The 16,722-nt window shown below is 70.6% G+C and carries 14 protein-coding genes and 1 riboswitch; of the genes, 5 read left to right on the top strand and 9 right to left on the bottom strand.

Annotated elements, in window-relative coordinates:
- Positions 1 to 21: 21 nt before the first annotated feature.
- From AB0H83_RS43375 to AB0H83_RS43355, 5 genes are read right to left on the bottom strand one after another with little or no spacing between them, the layout of a single operon-like run.
- The gene (locus AB0H83_RS43375) at positions 22 to 1,122 is read right to left on the bottom strand and encodes a branched-chain amino acid ABC transporter permease (RefSeq protein WP_360106813.1); all 1,101 of its coding nucleotides are present in this window, start codon (positions 1,120 to 1,122) and stop codon (positions 22 to 24) included.
- Positions 1,119 to 2,006, bottom strand: a complete 888-nt coding sequence (locus AB0H83_RS43370) for a branched-chain amino acid ABC transporter permease (RefSeq protein ID WP_360106810.1) — start codon at positions 2,004 to 2,006, stop codon at positions 1,119 to 1,121. Before AB0H83_RS43370 ends, AB0H83_RS43375 begins: the two co-directional genes overlap by 4 nt.
- Positions 2,003 to 3,802 carry a long-chain fatty acid--CoA ligase gene (locus AB0H83_RS43365; protein ID WP_360106807.1) on the bottom strand — a complete coding sequence of 600 codons (1,800 nt, stop codon included), beginning with the start codon at positions 3,800 to 3,802 and terminating at the stop codon, positions 2,003 to 2,005. The genes AB0H83_RS43370 and AB0H83_RS43365 overlap by 4 nt, the downstream gene beginning before the upstream one ends.
- A complete protein-coding gene (locus tag AB0H83_RS43360) occupies positions 3,799 to 4,563 on the bottom strand; it encodes an ABC transporter ATP-binding protein (protein ID WP_360106804.1) in 765 nt (254 codons plus the stop codon). Before AB0H83_RS43360 ends, AB0H83_RS43365 begins: the two co-directional genes overlap by 4 nt.
- A gap of 28 nt (positions 4,564 to 4,591) precedes the next feature.
- Complete coding sequence (locus tag AB0H83_RS43355) at positions 4,592 to 5,323, bottom strand: ABC transporter ATP-binding protein (protein WP_360106861.1); 732 nt, start codon at positions 5,321 to 5,323, stop codon at positions 4,592 to 4,594.
- Positions 5,324 to 5,656: 333 nt separating this feature from the next.
- Positions 5,657 to 5,801, top strand: a riboswitch (cyclic di-AMP (ydaO/yuaA leader).
- A gap of 8 nt (positions 5,802 to 5,809) precedes the next feature.
- On the opposite strand from AB0H83_RS43355, the gene AB0H83_RS43350 reads away from it, so the two are divergent.
- Together AB0H83_RS43350 and AB0H83_RS43345 are read left to right on the top strand one after the other, a co-directional pair.
- Positions 5,810 to 6,814, top strand: coding sequence for an NlpC/P60 family protein (locus AB0H83_RS43350; RefSeq protein WP_360106801.1), 1,005 nt, complete (start codon positions 5,810 to 5,812; stop codon positions 6,812 to 6,814).
- A 33-nt stretch (positions 6,815 to 6,847) separates the two neighbouring features.
- Positions 6,848 to 7,609 carry a methyltransferase domain-containing protein gene (locus AB0H83_RS43345; RefSeq protein ID WP_360106798.1) on the top strand — a complete coding sequence of 254 codons (762 nt, stop codon included), beginning with the start codon at positions 6,848 to 6,850 and terminating at the stop codon, positions 7,607 to 7,609.
- Positions 7,610 to 7,710: 101 nt separating this feature from the next.
- On the opposite strand, the gene AB0H83_RS43340 is transcribed toward AB0H83_RS43345, so the two are convergent.
- The 3 genes from AB0H83_RS43340 to AB0H83_RS43330 all read right to left on the bottom strand — a co-directional run bounded on the left by AB0H83_RS43340 (position 7,711) and on the right by AB0H83_RS43330 (position 11,148).
- A complete protein-coding gene (locus AB0H83_RS43340; RefSeq protein ID WP_360106858.1) occupies positions 7,711 to 8,634 on the bottom strand; it encodes a sigma-70 family RNA polymerase sigma factor in 924 nt (307 codons plus the stop codon).
- A 416-nt stretch (positions 8,635 to 9,050) separates the two neighbouring features.
- A complete protein-coding gene (locus AB0H83_RS43335; protein WP_360106795.1) occupies positions 9,051 to 10,022 on the bottom strand; it encodes an NAD-dependent epimerase/dehydratase family protein in 972 nt (323 codons plus the stop codon).
- A gap of 199 nt (positions 10,023 to 10,221) precedes the next feature.
- Positions 10,222 to 11,148 (bottom strand): family 16 glycosylhydrolase, encoded by a 927-nt coding sequence (locus AB0H83_RS43330; protein WP_360106792.1) that lies wholly within the window; start codon positions 11,146 to 11,148, stop codon positions 10,222 to 10,224.
- A gap of 234 nt (positions 11,149 to 11,382) precedes the next feature.
- Between AB0H83_RS43330 and AB0H83_RS43325 the strand changes: the two genes are divergently transcribed.
- The 3 genes from AB0H83_RS43325 to AB0H83_RS43315 all read left to right on the top strand — a co-directional run bounded on the left by AB0H83_RS43325 (position 11,383) and on the right by AB0H83_RS43315 (position 16,264).
- Positions 11,383 to 13,230: a 5'-nucleotidase C-terminal domain-containing protein gene (locus tag AB0H83_RS43325; RefSeq protein WP_360106789.1), complete on the top strand. Its 1,848-nt coding sequence runs from the start codon at positions 11,383 to 11,385 to the stop codon at positions 13,228 to 13,230.
- A 113-nt stretch (positions 13,231 to 13,343) separates the two neighbouring features.
- The gene (locus AB0H83_RS43320; RefSeq protein ID WP_360106786.1) at positions 13,344 to 14,138 is read left to right on the top strand and encodes an SAM-dependent methyltransferase; all 795 of its coding nucleotides are present in this window, start codon (positions 13,344 to 13,346) and stop codon (positions 14,136 to 14,138) included.
- A gap of 14 nt (positions 14,139 to 14,152) precedes the next feature.
- On the top strand, positions 14,153 to 16,264 hold the full coding sequence (locus tag AB0H83_RS43315) for an EAL domain-containing protein (protein ID WP_360106783.1): 2,112 nt from the start codon (positions 14,153 to 14,155) through the stop codon (positions 16,262 to 16,264).
- Here AB0H83_RS43315 and AB0H83_RS43310 read toward each other — a convergent pair.
- Positions 16,261 to 16,653 carry a hypothetical protein gene (locus tag AB0H83_RS43310; RefSeq protein WP_360106780.1) on the bottom strand — a complete coding sequence of 131 codons (393 nt, stop codon included), beginning with the start codon at positions 16,651 to 16,653 and terminating at the stop codon, positions 16,261 to 16,263. The two genes, AB0H83_RS43315 and AB0H83_RS43310, sit on opposite strands and share 4 nt — an antisense overlap.
- Positions 16,654 to 16,722: the final 69 nt, after the last annotated feature.

Raw genomic sequence — 16,722 nt, 5'->3', positions numbered from 1 at the left:
GAGGAGCTCCTTACGACGAGGTCAGTACGAGAACGGCCAGGCTTTCCAGTAGTTGCGGAGCCGGATCCAGATGCCGAACAGCCCGCGCGGCTCGAAGATCAGGAACACGATGATCAACACGCCGTACAGGACGGTCTCGAGCTGGTAGGCGTTGGGTGACTCCGCGGGCGAGTTGCTGATGAAGGGCAGGAACGACGGGACCTCACGGATCAGCCGTGGCAGGAGCGTGATCAGGAAGGCGCCCAGGACGGCGCCGCTGATCGTGCCCGCACCGCCGATGAGGACCATCGCGATGTACTGCACCGACAGCAGCAGGTTGAAGCTGGTCGGGTCGAAGTAGCCGATCCCGACGTAGAGCAGCGCACCGGCACAGCCGGCGTAGAACGACGACACCCCGAAGGCGATCGTCTTGTATCTGGCCAGGTTCACCCCCATCACGCCGGCCGCGATGTCGCGGTCCCGGATGGCGGTGAAGGCCCGGCCCACTCGCGAGCGCGCCAGGTTGCGCGCCGCGAGAGCCGCGAGGACGAGCAGGACGAACATCAGCAGGTACAGCTTCTGATCCCTGGTGAGGAACGCGTCGCCGGTGTTGAGGTCGTAACCGAGCAGGGTCGGCGCCGGGGGCTGCCGGCCGATGCCGGGCCCGCCGGTGAGCGAGGACCACTCGTTGATGACGTGGCCGCCGATGAAGACCAGCCCGAGCGTGACGATCGCCAGGTACAGGCCACGCAGCCGGGTGGCGAGGGGCGCCACCAGCACCCCGGCGACCGCGGCGACGAGACCGGCGGCGGGCAGCCAGATCAGGATCTCGGTGATCCCGTACCCGGTGGTCCGCGCGTCGGGGTCGCCGGCGATGGCCGCCGCGGTGTAGGCGCCGATCGCGAGGAAGAACGCGTGACCGAGCGACACCTGCCCGGCGTACCCGGTGACGATGTTGAGCCCGATCGCACCGATGGCGGCGACGCAGGCCAGGCCGATCAGCTGCAGCAGCTGGTCCTCGACCAGCCAGGGCAGCGCGACGCCGGCGGCGAGCAGGATGCCGACCGCCACCTTCTTCGAGGTGGTGTCGAGCAGCGCCAGCTCCTGCTTGTAGGAGGTGCGCAGCAGTGGACGGTTTCTCATACCCTTTCGACCTCCCGGGTGCCGAACAGGCCGTAGGGGCGCACGAGCAGGACCAGGAACATCACCACGTACGGCGTGACGACCGAGATGTTGCCGCCGAGCCACGGCAGCGAGCCCTGGTAGGTGGCCGTGAGCTCCTGGACGGTGCCGACGGCCAGGCCGCCGATGACGGCGCCGGGCAGGGAGTCCAGGCCACCCAGGATGATCACCGGCAGGGCCGTCAGCGCGATCAGCCACAGCGACTCGCTGACGCTGCCGCCGACGGCGGCGAACGTGCCGGCGACCGCGGCGAGCGCGCCGGCGAGGGCCCACGACAGCGCGAACACCGCGCCGACGCTGACGCCCTGGGCGAGCGCCGCCTCCTGGTCGTAGGAGGCTGCCCGCATCGCCAGGCCGGTCCGGGTGTACCGGAAGAACAGGAACAGCGCGGCGATGAGCACGGCGGTGGTGACGACCATCGCCACGTGCCGCTGCTCGACCTGGACGCCGCCGGGCAGCTTCCACACCTTCAGGCCCCACGGGTCGCCGACCTGCCGCACGTCCAGGCCGATGGCGGCGTTGACGACGACCCTGACGGCGATGTCGATGCCGAGGGTGATGATCGCGACGGTGAACACCGGCCGGCCGATCATCGGGCGGACCGCGAGCCGTTCGACGCCGAGGGCGACGCCACCGGTGAGCACGGCGGCCGCGGCCAGGCCGAGGAAGAAGCCGAGCGGCCCGACCAGGTAGGTGGTCAGGACCGCACCGGCCAGCATGAACGCCGGCTGGGCGAACGAGATCACCCGGGTCGCCTTGTAGATGATCACGAAGCCGAGGCCCAGCAGCGCGTAGACGCTGCCGGTGCCGACGCCGCGCAGGACGCTCTCAAGGAAGTCCTTCACACCCTGCTCCCGTACATGTCGTCGACGAGCGACTCGAAGGCCGACGCCACGGCGCCGCGGCGGACCTTCTGCGTCGCGGTCAGCTCGCCGTCGGTGTGGTCGAGTTCCTTGGGCAGCATCCGGAACGTCTTGATCTGCTCGACCGGGTTGTGCCCGGCGTTGACCGCGTCGACGACGCCCTGGATCAGGGCCACGACCTCGGGCTTGCCGGACAGGTCGCGGTAGGTGGTGTAGGGGATGCCGCGCCGCTGCGCCCACTCCCCTACGGTGTCGAGCTCGATGCCGATGAGTGCGGTCAGGTACGCGCGCCGGTCGCCGATGACGATCGCCTCCTTGACGAACGGTGAGGCCTTCAACGCGTTCTCGATCTCGCTCGGGGCGACGTTCTTGCCACCGGCCGTGATGATGATGTCCTTCGATCGATCGGTGATCTTCAGGTGGGTACCGTCGAGCAGCACGCCGACGTCGCCGGTGCGCAGCCAGCCGTCCGGCGTCATCGCCTCGGCGGTCGCCGCCGGGTTGCGGAAGTAGCCGGCGAACGTGCCCGGGTGCCGGGTCTGGATCTCCCCGTCGTCGGCGATGCGGATCTCCACCCCGTCGTGCGCCTCGCCGACCGTGCCGAGCCGGACCCGGCCGGGCCGGTTGGCGGTGCTGATCGCGGTGTTCTCGGTCATGCCGTAGACCTCGTACATCGGCACCCCGATGCCCATGAAGAACCGCAGCACGTCGGGCGCGATCGGGGCGGCGCCGCTGGCGGCGTAGCGGACCCGGCGCACCCCGATGCGCTCCTTCAGCGCCCGGTAGCACAGCAGCCAGCCGGCGGCGTAGAGCAGGCGGCTGCCCGCGGTGTGCCGGCCGCCGTTGGCCTCCAGGGTGGCGCCGATTCGGTCGGCGACCCGCAGCCACAGCCGGGCGTTGGACCGCTTGAGCAGCGACGCCCCGGCGAGCCGGACGGTGACCCCGGCCATCATCTTCTCCCAGATGCGGGGCACCCCGAACAGGATCGTCGGCTGCACCTCGCGCAGGTCGGCCTGCACGGTCGCGATCGACTCGCCGAAGTGGACGGTGACGCCCGCCGCGGCGTTGAACCAGACGGTGAAGACCCGCTCCGCGACATGGCACAGCGGCAGGTACGACAGCGTCAGGTCCCGCGGGCCCGGCGCCGGGTCGGCGAAGCCGCCGCCCTCGACCAGCACCCGGATCGCGAAGTCCACGTTGGCCACGGTGAGCATCGCGCCCTTGGGCCGCCCGGTGGTGCCCGACGTGTAGATGAGCGTGGCCACGTCGTCGTCCTGCGACGCCAGCTCGACCGGGCCGTCGTCCTCGTGCGAGGCGAGCAGGTCGCTCCAGGCGACGAGCTTCGGGTGCTGGTACCGGCCGCGGATGCCCCGCGGCTCGAGGTAGACGATCCACTCCAGTTCGGGGCAGTCGTCCAGCACGGCGAGGGCCTTGTCGACCTGCTCCTGGTCCTCGGCGAAGAGGATCCGGGCGCCGGAGTCGGCCAGCACGTGCCGGACCTCGTCGGGCGGGTTCGTCGGGTACAGCCCGACGGTGGCCGCCCGGACCGCGACCGTCGCCACGTCGACGAACAGCCACTCGGACCGGTTCTCCGACTGGATCGCGACCCGGTCGCCGGGCCGGACGCCGAGCGACCTGAGCGCCCGGGCGACCGTCTCCGCGGTGCGCCAGTAGTCGCGCCAGGTGATCTCGCGCCAGATGCCGCGGTGCTTCTCCCGCATCGCGACGGCGTCGGGCGTCCGCTCGGCGTGCTGCCTGACCAGCTCTGCGATGGTCATGCCCGCTCCACCTCCCCCAGGTAGGCGCGCAGGACGTCGGGGTTGTGCTGCACCTCGGCGGGCGTGCCGGTGGCCACCGGCACGCCGAAGTCCACGACCATGACCCGGTCGGCGAGGTCCATCACGAGCCCCATGTCGTGCTCGACGAGGATCATCGGGATGCCCAGCTCCTCCCGGACGTCGAGGATGAAGCGGGCCATGTCCTCGGTCTCCTCCAGGTTCATCCCGGCGACCGGCTCGTCCAGCAGCAGCAGCTTGGGCTCCATCGCCAGGGCGCGGCCGAGCTCGACGCGTTTCTGCACGCCGTACGGCAGCAGCCCGACCGGCAGCCGGCGCCACTGCGCGAGCTCGAGGAAGTCGACGATGTCCTCGACCACGGCGCGGTTGGCGACCTCCTCCCGCCTGGCCCGGCCGAGCCACGCGATGGCGGCGAGGGTGCCGTACCGGATGTGGTGGTGCCGGCCGAGCATGAGGTTCTCCAGCACGGTCAGGTGCTGGAACAGCTCGACGTTCTGGAAGGTGCGGGCCACCCCCAGCTTGGCCACCTTGTCCGGGCGCAGACCGGTGAGGTCGGCGCCGTCAAGGGTCACCCGGCCCTGCTGTGGCCGGTACACACCGGAGATCACATTGAAGATCGACGTCTTCCCGGCCCCGTTGGGCCCGATGACGGCGAAGAGCTCGTCCTTGGCGACGGTGAACGAAACACCGTCGATGGCTTTGACGCCGGCGAAGCTGAGCCGGACGTCTTCGAAACGCAGCACGGCGACTCCCGAAGGGGTTGTTGCGGCTCTATGACAGCCAGCGTTTGCGACGCTTGTAGTGCTTCACGTCGCGGAAGGACCGCTCGGCCCGTCCCAGGTAGAACTCGCGGATGTCGTCGTCGGCGAGCAGTTCGGCGGCGGGTTTGTCGAGCACGACCTTGCCCGTCTCCAGCACGTATCCGTGCTCGGCGATGGACAGCGCCATGGTCGCGTTCTGCTCGACCAGCAGCACGCCGGTGCCGGCCCGGTTGATCTGCACGATCAGGTCGCGGACCTGCTCGACCAGGCGCGGCGCGAGGCCGAGGCTGGGCTCGTCGAGCAGCAGGTACGCCGGGTCGGACATGAGCGCCCGCCCCATCGCCAGCATCTGCTGCTCGCCGCCGGAGAGGTATCCGGCGATGCTGCCGCGGCGCTGGGCGAGGACGGGGAAGAGGGTGTACATGCGGTCCATGGCCTCCGCCCGGCCCTTCGGGCGGGTGTGGGCGCCGAGCCGCAGGTTCTCCTCGACGGTCAGCTCGGCGAACGTTCTTCGTCCCTCCATCACCTGCGACACACCGCGGCGGACCACGGCGGCCGGCCTGAGCCGGTGGATGGGGCGGTCGTCGAGCGTGACCGCACCCTTGGTGACGGCGCCGTCATGGACGCCGAGCAGGCCCGACAGGGCCCGCAGCAGGGTGGTCTTGCCCGCACCGTTCGCGCCGAGCAGCGCGACGATGCGACCGGGTGGCACCTGCAGGCTGACGCCGCGAAGTACCAGCATCACGTCGTCGTAGACGACCTCGAGGTTCTGGACACGCAACACGGGGTGACGCTCCTCCGGGGGTGTTCGGAGTGGGCGAACTATGTGCATCGACGGTGAATAAAGTTACGTGTATTTAACCGGGTCTCAGAGCAGAATCAAGCCCCAAATGTGTGTCCGTCAACACCATCTTCTGTGTTGCATCACCGTCCGATGTGGACCGACGACCCGCCGTGATTCGGACTTTTGGGGTAATAGATATAGAAGAACGCGGGCGGGTTTCGCTTCGCTGGTGATCACGTTAAGTTATGTCCTGGCCTGCACGGCAGTCCGTCGCCCACCCCGGGCGGCGCCGGGCAAGCGCCGCCGAATCGAGCGCCGCTCTGGCGCTGTCGAGCCGGGGACCCAGGGTCCTTGGGGTGAATCCGCGAAGCGCGGTAGGGCGCACTCTTCCCGCCCGAACCCGTCAGCTAACCCGGTAGGCGGTCAGTGAAGAAGGGTCATCCCTTGTCCGCTGGACACCGCGCCAAGCGGTCCTTGCTGCGCTCCCTGGTCATCGGGGCCGTCGCGCTGGCCGTCGTGGCGCCTGCGAGCGTCGCCAAGGCCGATCCCACCCTCGCCGAGATCGAGGCCCAGCTGGAGAAGATGGGCGACGAGTTCGAAGCTACGGTCGAGGCTTACAACAAGGTCAACGAAGATCTCGCCATCGCTCAGGCGGCCAACGTCGATCTGCAGAAGAAGCTGCAGCCGTTCGCCGACAGTGCCGCCGCCGCCGGCGCCAACGTGGACGTCCTGGCGGTGGCCGCGTTCAAGACCTCGGGCAAGCTCGGCACCCTCTCGGTCATCTTCGGCGCGCGGTCCTCCGATTCACTGATGGACCAGATCACCACCCTGCAGCAGATCAACAAGCATCAGCAGGCGGAGATCGGGGCCTTCCAGGAGGCGAAGGTCAAACTCGCCGAGGAGCAGCAGAAGATCAACGACACGCTCGCCGCCGAGAACGCGAAGAAGGCCGAGCTGGAGACCAAGAAGAAGAAGATCGAGGGCGACGTCAAGAAGCTCGAGGATCTCAAGCGCCGGGCCACCGCCGCCGGTAGCACCAAGACCTCGGGTTCGGCGAAGCCGGCTGGTCCGCCGCCAGCGGTGTCGGGCGTGGCCGGCAAGGCGGTCACCTTCGCCTGGAACCAGATCGGCAAGCCCTACAAGTGGGGAGCGTCAGGACCCGGCAGCTATGACTGCTCCGGCCTTACGTGGGCGTCGTGGAAGAACGCCAGCGGCAGAACCCTGCCCAGGACCGCCCAAGGTCAGTACAACGGGCTGCCACATGTTGCACGGGCCGACGCCGCCCCCGGTGACCTGGTCTTCTTCGGCTCCTCAACCAGCAACATCACCCACGTCGGTCTCTACATCGGCAACAACCAGATGATCCACGCTCCGACGACCGGCAGGACCGTGGAGATCCAGTCCCTCGCCTCGCGCACGAACATCCGGGGCTTCGGCCGGGTCAGCTGACCCTCCAGGAGGCCATGCCCGGCAAGATGGGGCATGGCCTCCTGGGATCCCGAGCAGTACGCCCGCTTCGCCGACGAGCGGTCCCGCCCCTTCCACGAGCTCGTCGCGCGCATCCCGACCACCACCCCGGTCGCCGTCGTCGACCTCGGCTGCGGGCCCGGCACGCTGACCGCGACCCTCGCCGCCCGGTACCCGGACGCGGCCGTGCTCGGCATCGACGCCTCGCCGCAGATGCTCGCCGCGGCGGCACCCCTGGCCACGCCGCAGCTGTCGTTCCAGCTCGGTGACATCGCCGGGTGGCGGCCGCAGCGCGGCTCGGTCGACGTCATCGTCGCCAACGCCTCGCTGCAGTGGGTGCCCGACCACGCCGCGCTGCTGCCGGTCCTCGCCGCGGCCCTCGACGACGGCGGCACCCTCGCCTTCCAGGTGCCGACCGGCGGCCCGGTCCTCGACGCCACGGTGCTCGACCGGGCGGGGCTCGACCCGGCCCTGCCCGGCCCGCGCGGCGCGTCGCCCGTGCGGGAGCCGGCCTGGTACGTGCGCACCCTCGCCGGGCTCGGCCTGGCCGTGGACGCGTGGGAGACGACGTACCTCCACGTCCTGCCGGGCGACGACCCGGTACTGGAGTGGTTCAGCGGCACCGGGCTGCGGCCGTACTTCGACGCGCTGTCCGGCGCCGAGCTCGACGACTTCCGCGCCCGGGTCGCGGCGCACCTGCGCGAGCACTACCCCCGCGAGCCGTTCGGCACGATCCTGCCGTTCCCGCGGCTGTTCGTGGTGGCGCACCGGCCCTGATCATGGGCGGTTCCTGATCATGGGCGGTCCGCACCGCCCCGACTGACACGACAGCCCCCGACCCGGGAGGGTCAGGGGCTGTGGGTCGTCGGTCGAGGTGGTTATGCGGCCTGCAGGCCCTCGGCGCGGGCCAGCTCGCGGAGCCGGCCGAGGGCCTGGATCTCCAGCTGGCGGATGCGCTCGCGGGACAGAGAGAACCGGCTCGCGACCTCGGTCAGCGAGTGCTCGCGACCGTCCTCCAGACCGTACCGGGCGCGCATGATGCCCGCCGACCGGTCGTCGAGGTGGTTGAGCAGGCCCTCGATGCGCTGGCGCTCCAGGGCGGCGAGGACCACGTCCTCCGGCGACGGCGCGTCGGAGTCGGAGACCAGGTCGCCGAGGCTGGTGTCACCGTCGTCGCCGACAGGGGTGTCGAGCGAGACCGTGTCCTGGGACCAGCGCTTGAGCTCGTGGACGCGCTCGACGGGGACGCCGAGGGCGGTGGCGAGCTGCTCGGGCTCGGGATCGTTGCCGAGCTCACGGGTGAGCTGACGCGCGACGTTGCGCATCCGGTTGACGTCTTCGACGAGGTGGACCGGCAGCCGGACGGTGCGCTCCTGCTGCGCGATCGCCCGGCTGATCGCCTGGCGGATCCACCATGTCGCATATGTCGAGAATTTGTAGCCGCGCACGTAGTCGAACTTCTCGACGGCACGGACCAGGCCGGTGTTGCCCTCCTGGATCAGGTCGAGCATCGGCATGCCGGACCGCACGTAGCGTCGCGCGATCGAGACGACGAGGCGCAGGTTGGCCCGGATGAACCGGTCCTTCGCGCGCTCACCATCGTCGACGAGGCGCTGCAGCTCGGCGGCGCTCACGCCGTCGGGCAGCTCGCCCTCGTCCAGCAGGTGCTCCGCATAGAGACCGGCCTCGACCGCCTTGGAAAGCTCGACCTCAGAAGCGGCGTCGAGCAGCGGCGTGCGGGAGATCTCATGCAGGTAGACACCAACCAGGTCGCGCTCTTCGGCACCTGTATCGGGTCGCATCTCCACTTTCACGTTCTCCACCTTCGGGCCCCTCCCCGTCCATCCTTCGCCTTCCCCGTTTCACCCTGCTAAAACGGGTGCCCCCCGGGTATGCCCCCTACACAACGGCCACGTGCCCTGCCGAATTCCACCCTCGCGGGCGATTCCGGTGACGACCCGTGAGAGTTGCACCACTTACCTAGACGACTCGGGAGCAGCTCCGGTTCGCTTCGGTTCCAACAAGTGATACGTGGTATTCCTGCCCGTCAGACGCCTAAACTCGCTGTGAGTTCCCTGGGAACGGCACTGACTGGGACCGGGGTCACGGATGTTCATCGGCAAGCGTCGGCCGGATGACAGGCAAATGCGCAGGTATCCGTAGAAATCGACGCGTGCCGCCGTCTGTCGAAATGCTGACGTGCTCGTCACACTCCCGCCTACCGTGCGTGCCATTCCCGCAACAGGGCGACTTCTTCCTCTTCGGTGAGACCAGTCATGTGGCGTATGTCACTGAATGCGGCGAGGGTGTCAGCCGCCGTTTCCGGCAGGGGCCGGGGGCGAAGTCCGGCGGACAGGGCCGCAGTGGTGTCCCGGGTGAGGAACCCGGCGTATTCGGGCAGCGGCAGCCACAACGGCAGTGACCGGGGACCGGACCAGGGCCGCACGTCGTGGGCGACGAGGAAGTCCTGCGGCACCCAGGTGAGGGTGCCGTCGCCGCCGAACCCGGCGTGGAACTCCCGGCGGGTCATCGGGGCGCAGATGCCGTCGAAGACCCCGGTCAGGCCCTCCTCGGCGGCGCGCACCGTCCAGTCGGCCAGGTCGCGGACGTCCACGTACTGCACCCGGTCACCGGGGTCACCCGGAGTGAGGATCTCGCCGCCGCGGGCGTGCCGGGCGACCCAGTAGTCGAACCGGCCGGTGGGGTCCTCGGGCCCGACGATGAGCCCGGCCCGGTTGACGAAGACGTCGGGGAACGCCTCCTGGACGAGCTGCTCGCACGTGACCTTGCAGCGGCCGTACTCCTCGGCGCCGGCGGCCGGGTCGTCGAATTCCGGCGGGGCGGGCGGGAGCAGCGGTGCGGTGGCGGCGGTCTGGCCGGGGGTCGCGGCGTCGGCGTACACGGAGCAGCTGGACACGAACGTGCAGTGCCCGACCCGGCCGGCGAGCTCGGCGACCATGTGCCGGACGTGGCTCGGCGTGCGGGCGACGTCCACGACCGCGTCGAACGTGCCCTCGACGTTGCCCAGGCCGCCGGGCTGCGACCGGTCGACGGTCACGAACCGGGCGCCGTCGACGGGGTCGCCGGACGTGCCGCGGGCCGCGCAGGTGACGTCGTGGCCGGCGGCGAGGGCCTGCCGGGCGATGGCCCGGCCGAGGAACACCGTGCCGCCGAGTACAAGGATTCTCATCCGGCGATCCTTCGCCCCCGGTGCGCCCGCCGGCTGCCCTGTTCGCTCTGAGCGCGACACCCGGGCCACCGGCCGGGGCGGCGGCGCCGGCGGGTCTGGCGCCCCGCGAAGGCGCGGACCCGGCGGGTCTGGTGCCCCGCGAAGGCGTGCACGCGGCGGGTCTTGTGCCCCGCCGAAGGCGCGGACGCGGCGCGGCGGGTCAGGCGCGGTGCGACGGCGGCGGGCGGTGCGGGCGGGTCTTGTGCATCACGAGGGCGAAGAGCGCGACCGCCGCCATCACCGTCGCCACGACGGCGAGCCACAGCGACCACCGGTGCCCGCTCGGCGAGCCCGGCACCGCGTTGTGCACCGTGGACGGCTGGGCGGCCACGGCCGGCATGGACGAGTCCGGGGCGTAGGCATACACGCGCAGGTAGTCGACCTGGAACTCGGCGGGCAGCGCCGTCGACGAGCCCGGGGTGCCCGACCCGCCGACGGTGACCGCGAAGCCGAACCAGCGCTGCTCGGTGGACACGCCCGGGTCGGCGGAGCGCTCCTTGCCGTCGACGAGGACGCGGAACCCCGTGGGCGCCCACTCGATGGTGTACGCGTGCCAGTCGCTGAACGGGCCCGGCAGCGTGCGCACGGAGGTCCCGGTGCCGGTGCCGTTGCGCATCAGCGCCTTCTCCTCGCCGGGCTGGGCCGTGATCTCCAGCTGCGAGGCGTTCTGCCCGGACGGCTCCTCCACCGGGCGCAGCATGGCGATCGAGGAGATCCCGGCGCCGACGGGCACCCGGGCGCGGAACTCGTAGCGCCCGAACTGCTGGGCGGCGCCGAGGCAGCGCAGCTCGCCGGTGACGAACGGCCTGCCCCCGTAGTTGCGGCGGTGCAGGGCCAGGTGCAGCCGGCCGCCGGAGACGGTGACCGCCTCGGGCCGGAAGTAGCTCGCCCCGGCGCCCGAGGCACCGGAGGCGCCGTCCGCCGCGCCGTCGTAGGCGGCGCAGCCCTGCGGCAGGGTGCCGGGGTCGTCGAAGGACTCGGAGAACACCGGCGTCCAGTCGCCCGGATCGACGGCCAGGACCTGCGCGGGCGACACCCAGACCGCGGATGCGGCAGTGACCAGGACGGTCGCGACTCGCCTCAGCATGGTGTCAGCCCCCCTTTTCGAAAAACCTACCGGATACCTTGCGTCCGCACAGCATCGCTCAGCGTCGACGATCGTGCGCAGCCGGCGACCCGGTCGGTCATCTGTCCGCCATCGATGCCCGCAGGACCCTCGCATTCACCCGCATGCCATCTGTCGGCCTCCGGCAGACGCTCGTGCCGGATCGACCGCTACGGAAAGATGACCGCCGACGCATGTCTTCCTGAAGGAGAGACCATGGCCCAGCCCCGCGCCCGCGCCCGGCGGATCGCCCAGCACCTCGCGGTGCCGGCGCTCGCCGTCGCGGTTGTCGCCTTGCTGCCCTTAGCCAAGTCCGGCGCTCCTGAGCAGTCCGACCGTTGGACACCGCTAACGCCGGCGAACGTGTCGTTCACCCAGAAGACCGGGCCGACGACCTCCGCGCAGCTGCTCGGGTTCAACGACTTCCACGGCAACATCGACCCGCCGCTGGGCAGCGGCGGCCTCATCAACGGCACCCCGGCAGGCGGCGCCGAGTACCTCAGCACCTGGCTGACCAAGCTGCGCCAGGCGGCGAAGGCCGACGGCGTGCGCAACAGCGACACGGTCGTGGCCGGCGACAACATCGGCGCGACGCCGCTGGTCAGCGCCGCGTTCCACGACGAGCCGGCGATCGAGGTCCTCAACGCGATGGGCGTCGACCTCGCGTCGGTCGGCAACCACGAGTTCGACGAGGGCGTCGACGAGCTCAAGCGCATCCAGTTCGGCGGCTGCCACCCGGTGGACGGCTGCCAGGACGGCGACGGCTTCGCCGGCGCGAAGTTCCCGTACCTCGCGGCCAACGTGACCAGCAAGTCCACCAAGCTGCCGGTCCTGCTGCCGTTCACGATCAAGTTGTACGACGGCGTCCCGGTGGCGTACGTCGGCATGACCCTCGAGGGCACGCCGGGCATCGTCAACCCGGCCGGCATCAAGAACGTCGACTTCCGCGACGAGGTGCAGACGGCGAACCAGTACGCGACCGTCCTGGGCTGGCTCGGCATCAAGTCGATGGTGCTCGTCATCCACGAGGGTGGCCTGCAGAGCAGCCCGCCCGCGCCGCTGGACCCGTCCGGCTGCGCCAACTTCGCCGGCCCGATCACCGACATCGTCAAGGGCCTCAACCCCGCCTATGGCGTCGTCGTCTCCGGCCACACGCACCGCTTCTACACCTGCGAGCTGCCGAACTCCTCCGGCGCCAACTCGCTCGTGACGAGCGCCGGCACCGCCGGCACCCTGGTCACCGACATCCGGGTGACGCTGGACCGCAAGTCGCGCAAGTTCGTCGACGCGTCCGCGACGAACATCATCGTGGAGAACGGCGTGAAGAACGCCGACGGCACCTGGCAGCGGGACGCGGCGGGCAACTTCGTGCGCAACGCCGCGCTCGTCGACCCGAAGATCAAGGTCATCGCCGACAAGTACCGCGTGGCCGGCGCGCCGCTGGCGAACAAGGTCATCGGCAGCATCAGCGCCGACATCACCAACATCGCGCAGCCCAACGGCGAGTCGGCGCTCGGTGACGTGATCGCCGACGCGCAGCTCAAGTACACCGCGTCGGCCGGCGCGCAGATCGCGCTCATGAACCCGGGCGGCATCCGGCAGTCGCTGATCTACGCGAACTCCCCCGGCGGCGAGGCGCCCGGCCTGGTCACCTACGGCGAGGCCTTCACGGTCCAGCCGTTCAACAACCTGGTCGTGACGCAGTCGTTCACCGGCGCGCAGATCAAGGACGTGCTGGAGCAGCAGTTCGTCGGCTTCGGCGGGCAGACCACCCAGCGGATCCTGCAGCCGTCGGCGAGCCTGACCTACACGTACAGCGCGTCGGCCCCGGCCGGCTCGAAGGTCAGCAACATCGCGGTCAACGGCACGCCGATCGACCCCGCGGCCAGCTACCTGGTCACCACGAACGACTTCCTGGCCAACGGTGGCGACGGGTTCACCAACCTGTCGCTGGGCACCGGCCGGGTGTACGCGCCGGGCTTCGACGTCGACGCCCTCACCGCGTACCTGACGCCCGGTCCGGTCGCCCCGGGCCCGGCGAACCGGATCACCAGAATCGCCTGATCAATGTCGATGTGGGCGGGCAGTGGGTTTTCCTCCTGCCCGCCCACACGTATGCTCGCAGGCGCCCGAACACGAGCACAGTCAGCACGACCGAGGTCGAAAGGTGTTGATCGGTGGAGCGACCGAGCTGGGCACCCGCGGACGTGGATCTCGACCAGCCGAGCGTGGCCCGCGTCTATGACTACTACCTGGGCGGCTCGCACAACTTCGCCGCCGACCGGGCGTTCGCGGAGCAGATCCTCAAGGTCATGCCCGTCGTGGCGGCGCTGGCCCGCAGCAACCGCGCGTTCCTGCGCCGGGCCGTGACGACGCTCGCCGATCAGGGCGTGCGCCAGTTCCTGGACCTCGGCTCAGGCATCCCGACGGTGGGCAACGTGCACGAGCTCGTGCCCGACGGCAAGGTCGTCTACGTCGACCACGACCCGGTGGCGGTCGCGCACAGCCGCGCGATCCTCGCCGACGTGCCCGGCACCGCCGTGGTCGCCGCCGACCTGCGCTCCCCGGCCGAGGTGCTCGCCGCGCCGCAGGTGCGCGGGCTGCTGGACTTCACCCAGCCGATCGCGTTCCTGCTCGTCGCGGTGCTGCACTTCGTGCCCGACGAGCAGGACCCGGCCGGCATCGTGCGCGGCTACGCCGACGCCGGCGTGCCCGGCAGCCACGTCGTGCTGTCCCACGCCGGGCTCGACCGGCCGCTCACCCCCGCCGAGGACGCCGCCTGGGAGATGTACCGCCGCTCGCCCACCCCGCTGATCCTGCGCACCCGCGCGGAGGTGGCGAAGCTCCTCGGCGACCTGACCGTGCTGGAGCCCGGCGTCGTCGCGACCCACGACTGGCGGCCGGTCCCCGGCGCCGAGACCGCACCCGAAGGCGACGCGTTCGGCTGTGCCGCCGTCGCCCGCAAGGACTAGTGCACCCACTGATCATGACCGCCCTCAGCCCCACGCCGACGTCGTGGGACCGCCCGCACCGAGCCGCCGAGCGGCTCGCCCGCAGCTGGTCGCTGGCCATCGCCGGCACCAGCTACGTGTCGATGAACGGGCTGGAGGTGCAGGACTTCCTCACCGCCCTCGCCTCGCGGCTCATCCACGCGCTCACGGCCGAGACCTTCGACCCCGCCGACGTGCGCGAGGTCGGCTCCACGCTCGTCGCCGCGCACTTCACCGAGCCGACCACGCTGGAGCGCACCGTCGCGGTGCTCAGCGAGCAGTTCGCGAAGGCACCGATCAAGCGGGTCGCGGAGATCCAGGGCGCGCTCGCCGCCGGGTACGCCCAGGCGTTGCGCGACCGGGTCCTCGACGAGCAGGAGGAGATCCGCACCGCGGCGCTGTGGGCCCGCGCCCGCGCCGAGGAGAGCCGCCGGGTCAGCGAGGCGCGCTTCCGGGCCATCTTCGCCGGCGCCGCCATCGGCATGAGCGTCAGCACCGTCGACGGCCAGGTCATCGAGGTCAACCAGGCGCTGTGCGACATGCTCGGCTACTCCGCCGACGAACTGCGGCTGATGGCGTTCGAGGACTTCGTGCACCCGCAGGACCCGCCGGTCGCCGCCGGCATGTACGACGAGCTGCTGTCCGGCGGGCGGGACCAGTTCCGCATCGAGAAGCCGTACGCGCACAAGGACGGCCACCAGGTCTGGACCGACCTGGTCGCCTCGGTCATCCGCGACGAGGACGGCGAGCCGAAGTGGCTGGTCGCCATGTTCGAGGACATCACCGAGCGGTACCTGCTGCAGCTGCGCCTGCGGCACCAGGCGCTGCACGACCCGCTGACCCAGCTGCCGAACCGGACGATGTTCTTCGACCGGCTCGCGGAGCTGCTCACCGGCGCCGACGACGAGCCCGGCTCGCGCGTCGGCGTGTGCTACCTCGACGTCGACGGGTTCAAAGTCATCAACGACACCCTCGGTCACGACGTCGGCGACCAGCTGCTGCAGACCGTCGCCCGGCGGCTGGCCCGCTCGATCTCCGGCGAGGGCCAGCTGGTCGCCCGGATGGGCGGCGACGAGTTCGTGGTGCTCATCGAGCGCTCCGAGGGCACCGGCGATGTGGTCGCGGTCGCCGAGCGGGCGCTGGACACCGTCCGGGCGCCGGTCCACGTCGGCGGGCACGAGATCAGCATCTCGGCGAGCATCGGCGTGGTCGAGCAGCCGCTGCACGGCACCAGCACCGGCGAGCTGATGAAGGCCGCCGACACCACCCTGTACTGGGCGAAGGCCGACGGGCGCAACCGGCTCGCGCTCTTCGACGCCGAGCGGCACGCCCGCGAGGTGACCCGCTACGAGCTGTCGGCCAGCATGCCGGCCGCGCTCGAGCGGCGCGAGTTCTTCGTGGAGTACCAGCCACTGGTCCGCCTCAGCGACGCGGTCACCATCGGCGTGGAGGCCCTGGTGCGGTGGCGCCATCCGCGCTTCGGGGTGCTCGGCCCGGACGCGTTCATCGGCATGGCCGAGGAGACCGGGCTGATCGTGCCGCTGGGCCGGTGGGTGCTGCACGAGGCGTGCAAGCAGGCCGCGCAGTGGCACCGCGACCACGGCGACAAGGCGCCGTTCATGAGCGTCAACCTGGCGGTGCGGCAGATGCGCGACCGCACCATCGTCCGCGACGTCCAGGCGATCCTGGAGCAGACCGGGCTGGCGCCGCGGCGGCTGCAGCTGGAGCTGACCGAGAGCGCCGTCATGGGCAGCGGCGGCGAGCCCACGGAGGCGCTCAACGCCCTGACCGCGCTCGGGCCGCGGATCGCGATCGACGACTTCGGCACCGGGTACAGCAACTTCGCCTACCTGCGGCACCTGCCCGTGCACAGCCTGAAGCTGGCGGGCTCGTTCGTCGCCGGGCTGCGCCCGCCGGAGGGCGCCGACCCGGTCGACCAGAAGATCATCGCGGCCGTGATCGGCCTGGCGCACGCGCTCAACCTGCGGGTCACGGCCGAAGGCGTCGAGACGGCCGAACAGGCCGACCGGCTGCTCGCCCTCGGCTGCGACACCGCGCAGGGCTGGTACTACGCGAGCTCCGGCCCCGCGTCCTCGATCCGGTTCTAGCTCGCCGCGTACGGGTTGACGTCCTCGTTCATGTCGACCATCAGCTGCGACCACAGGTCCGCCTCGTGCCGGTCGGCGCCGATCAGGTCGTAGGACCCGTCGGTGAAGCCCGGATCGAACTGGAACTCGGGCAGGTCGGTCTCGTCGATGTACTGCGACTCGTCGCTGACGTCGCCGAAGCTCGGCTGCTCGTCGTGGAAGTCGCCGTCGACGCCGCTGATGTCGCTGACGTCGCCGTCCAGGGTGGCGGGCCCGCCCTCCTGGCCGCCGGCGTCGAACGTGTCGTGGTGCTCGTCGAACTGCTGGTCGGAGGAGAGCAGGTCAGCGCCACCGTCGTGGTCGACCTGGAGACCGTCCTCCATCTCCCAGTCGATGTCATAGTCGCTCATGGCCCGCTCCCGGCTCGTTGGTTACCAGGAAAACGGTAGGCCGCCGGGCCGTCCGGCTGATCCCCGAAA

The sequence above is a fragment of the Dactylosporangium sp. NPDC050688 genome (genome assembly GCF_040654515.1).
Lineage (GTDB): Bacteria > Actinomycetota > Actinomycetes > Mycobacteriales > Micromonosporaceae > Dactylosporangium.
The sequence above is the reverse complement of the archived record's forward strand: the minus strand, read 5'-3'. Positions and strand labels throughout refer to the sequence as shown.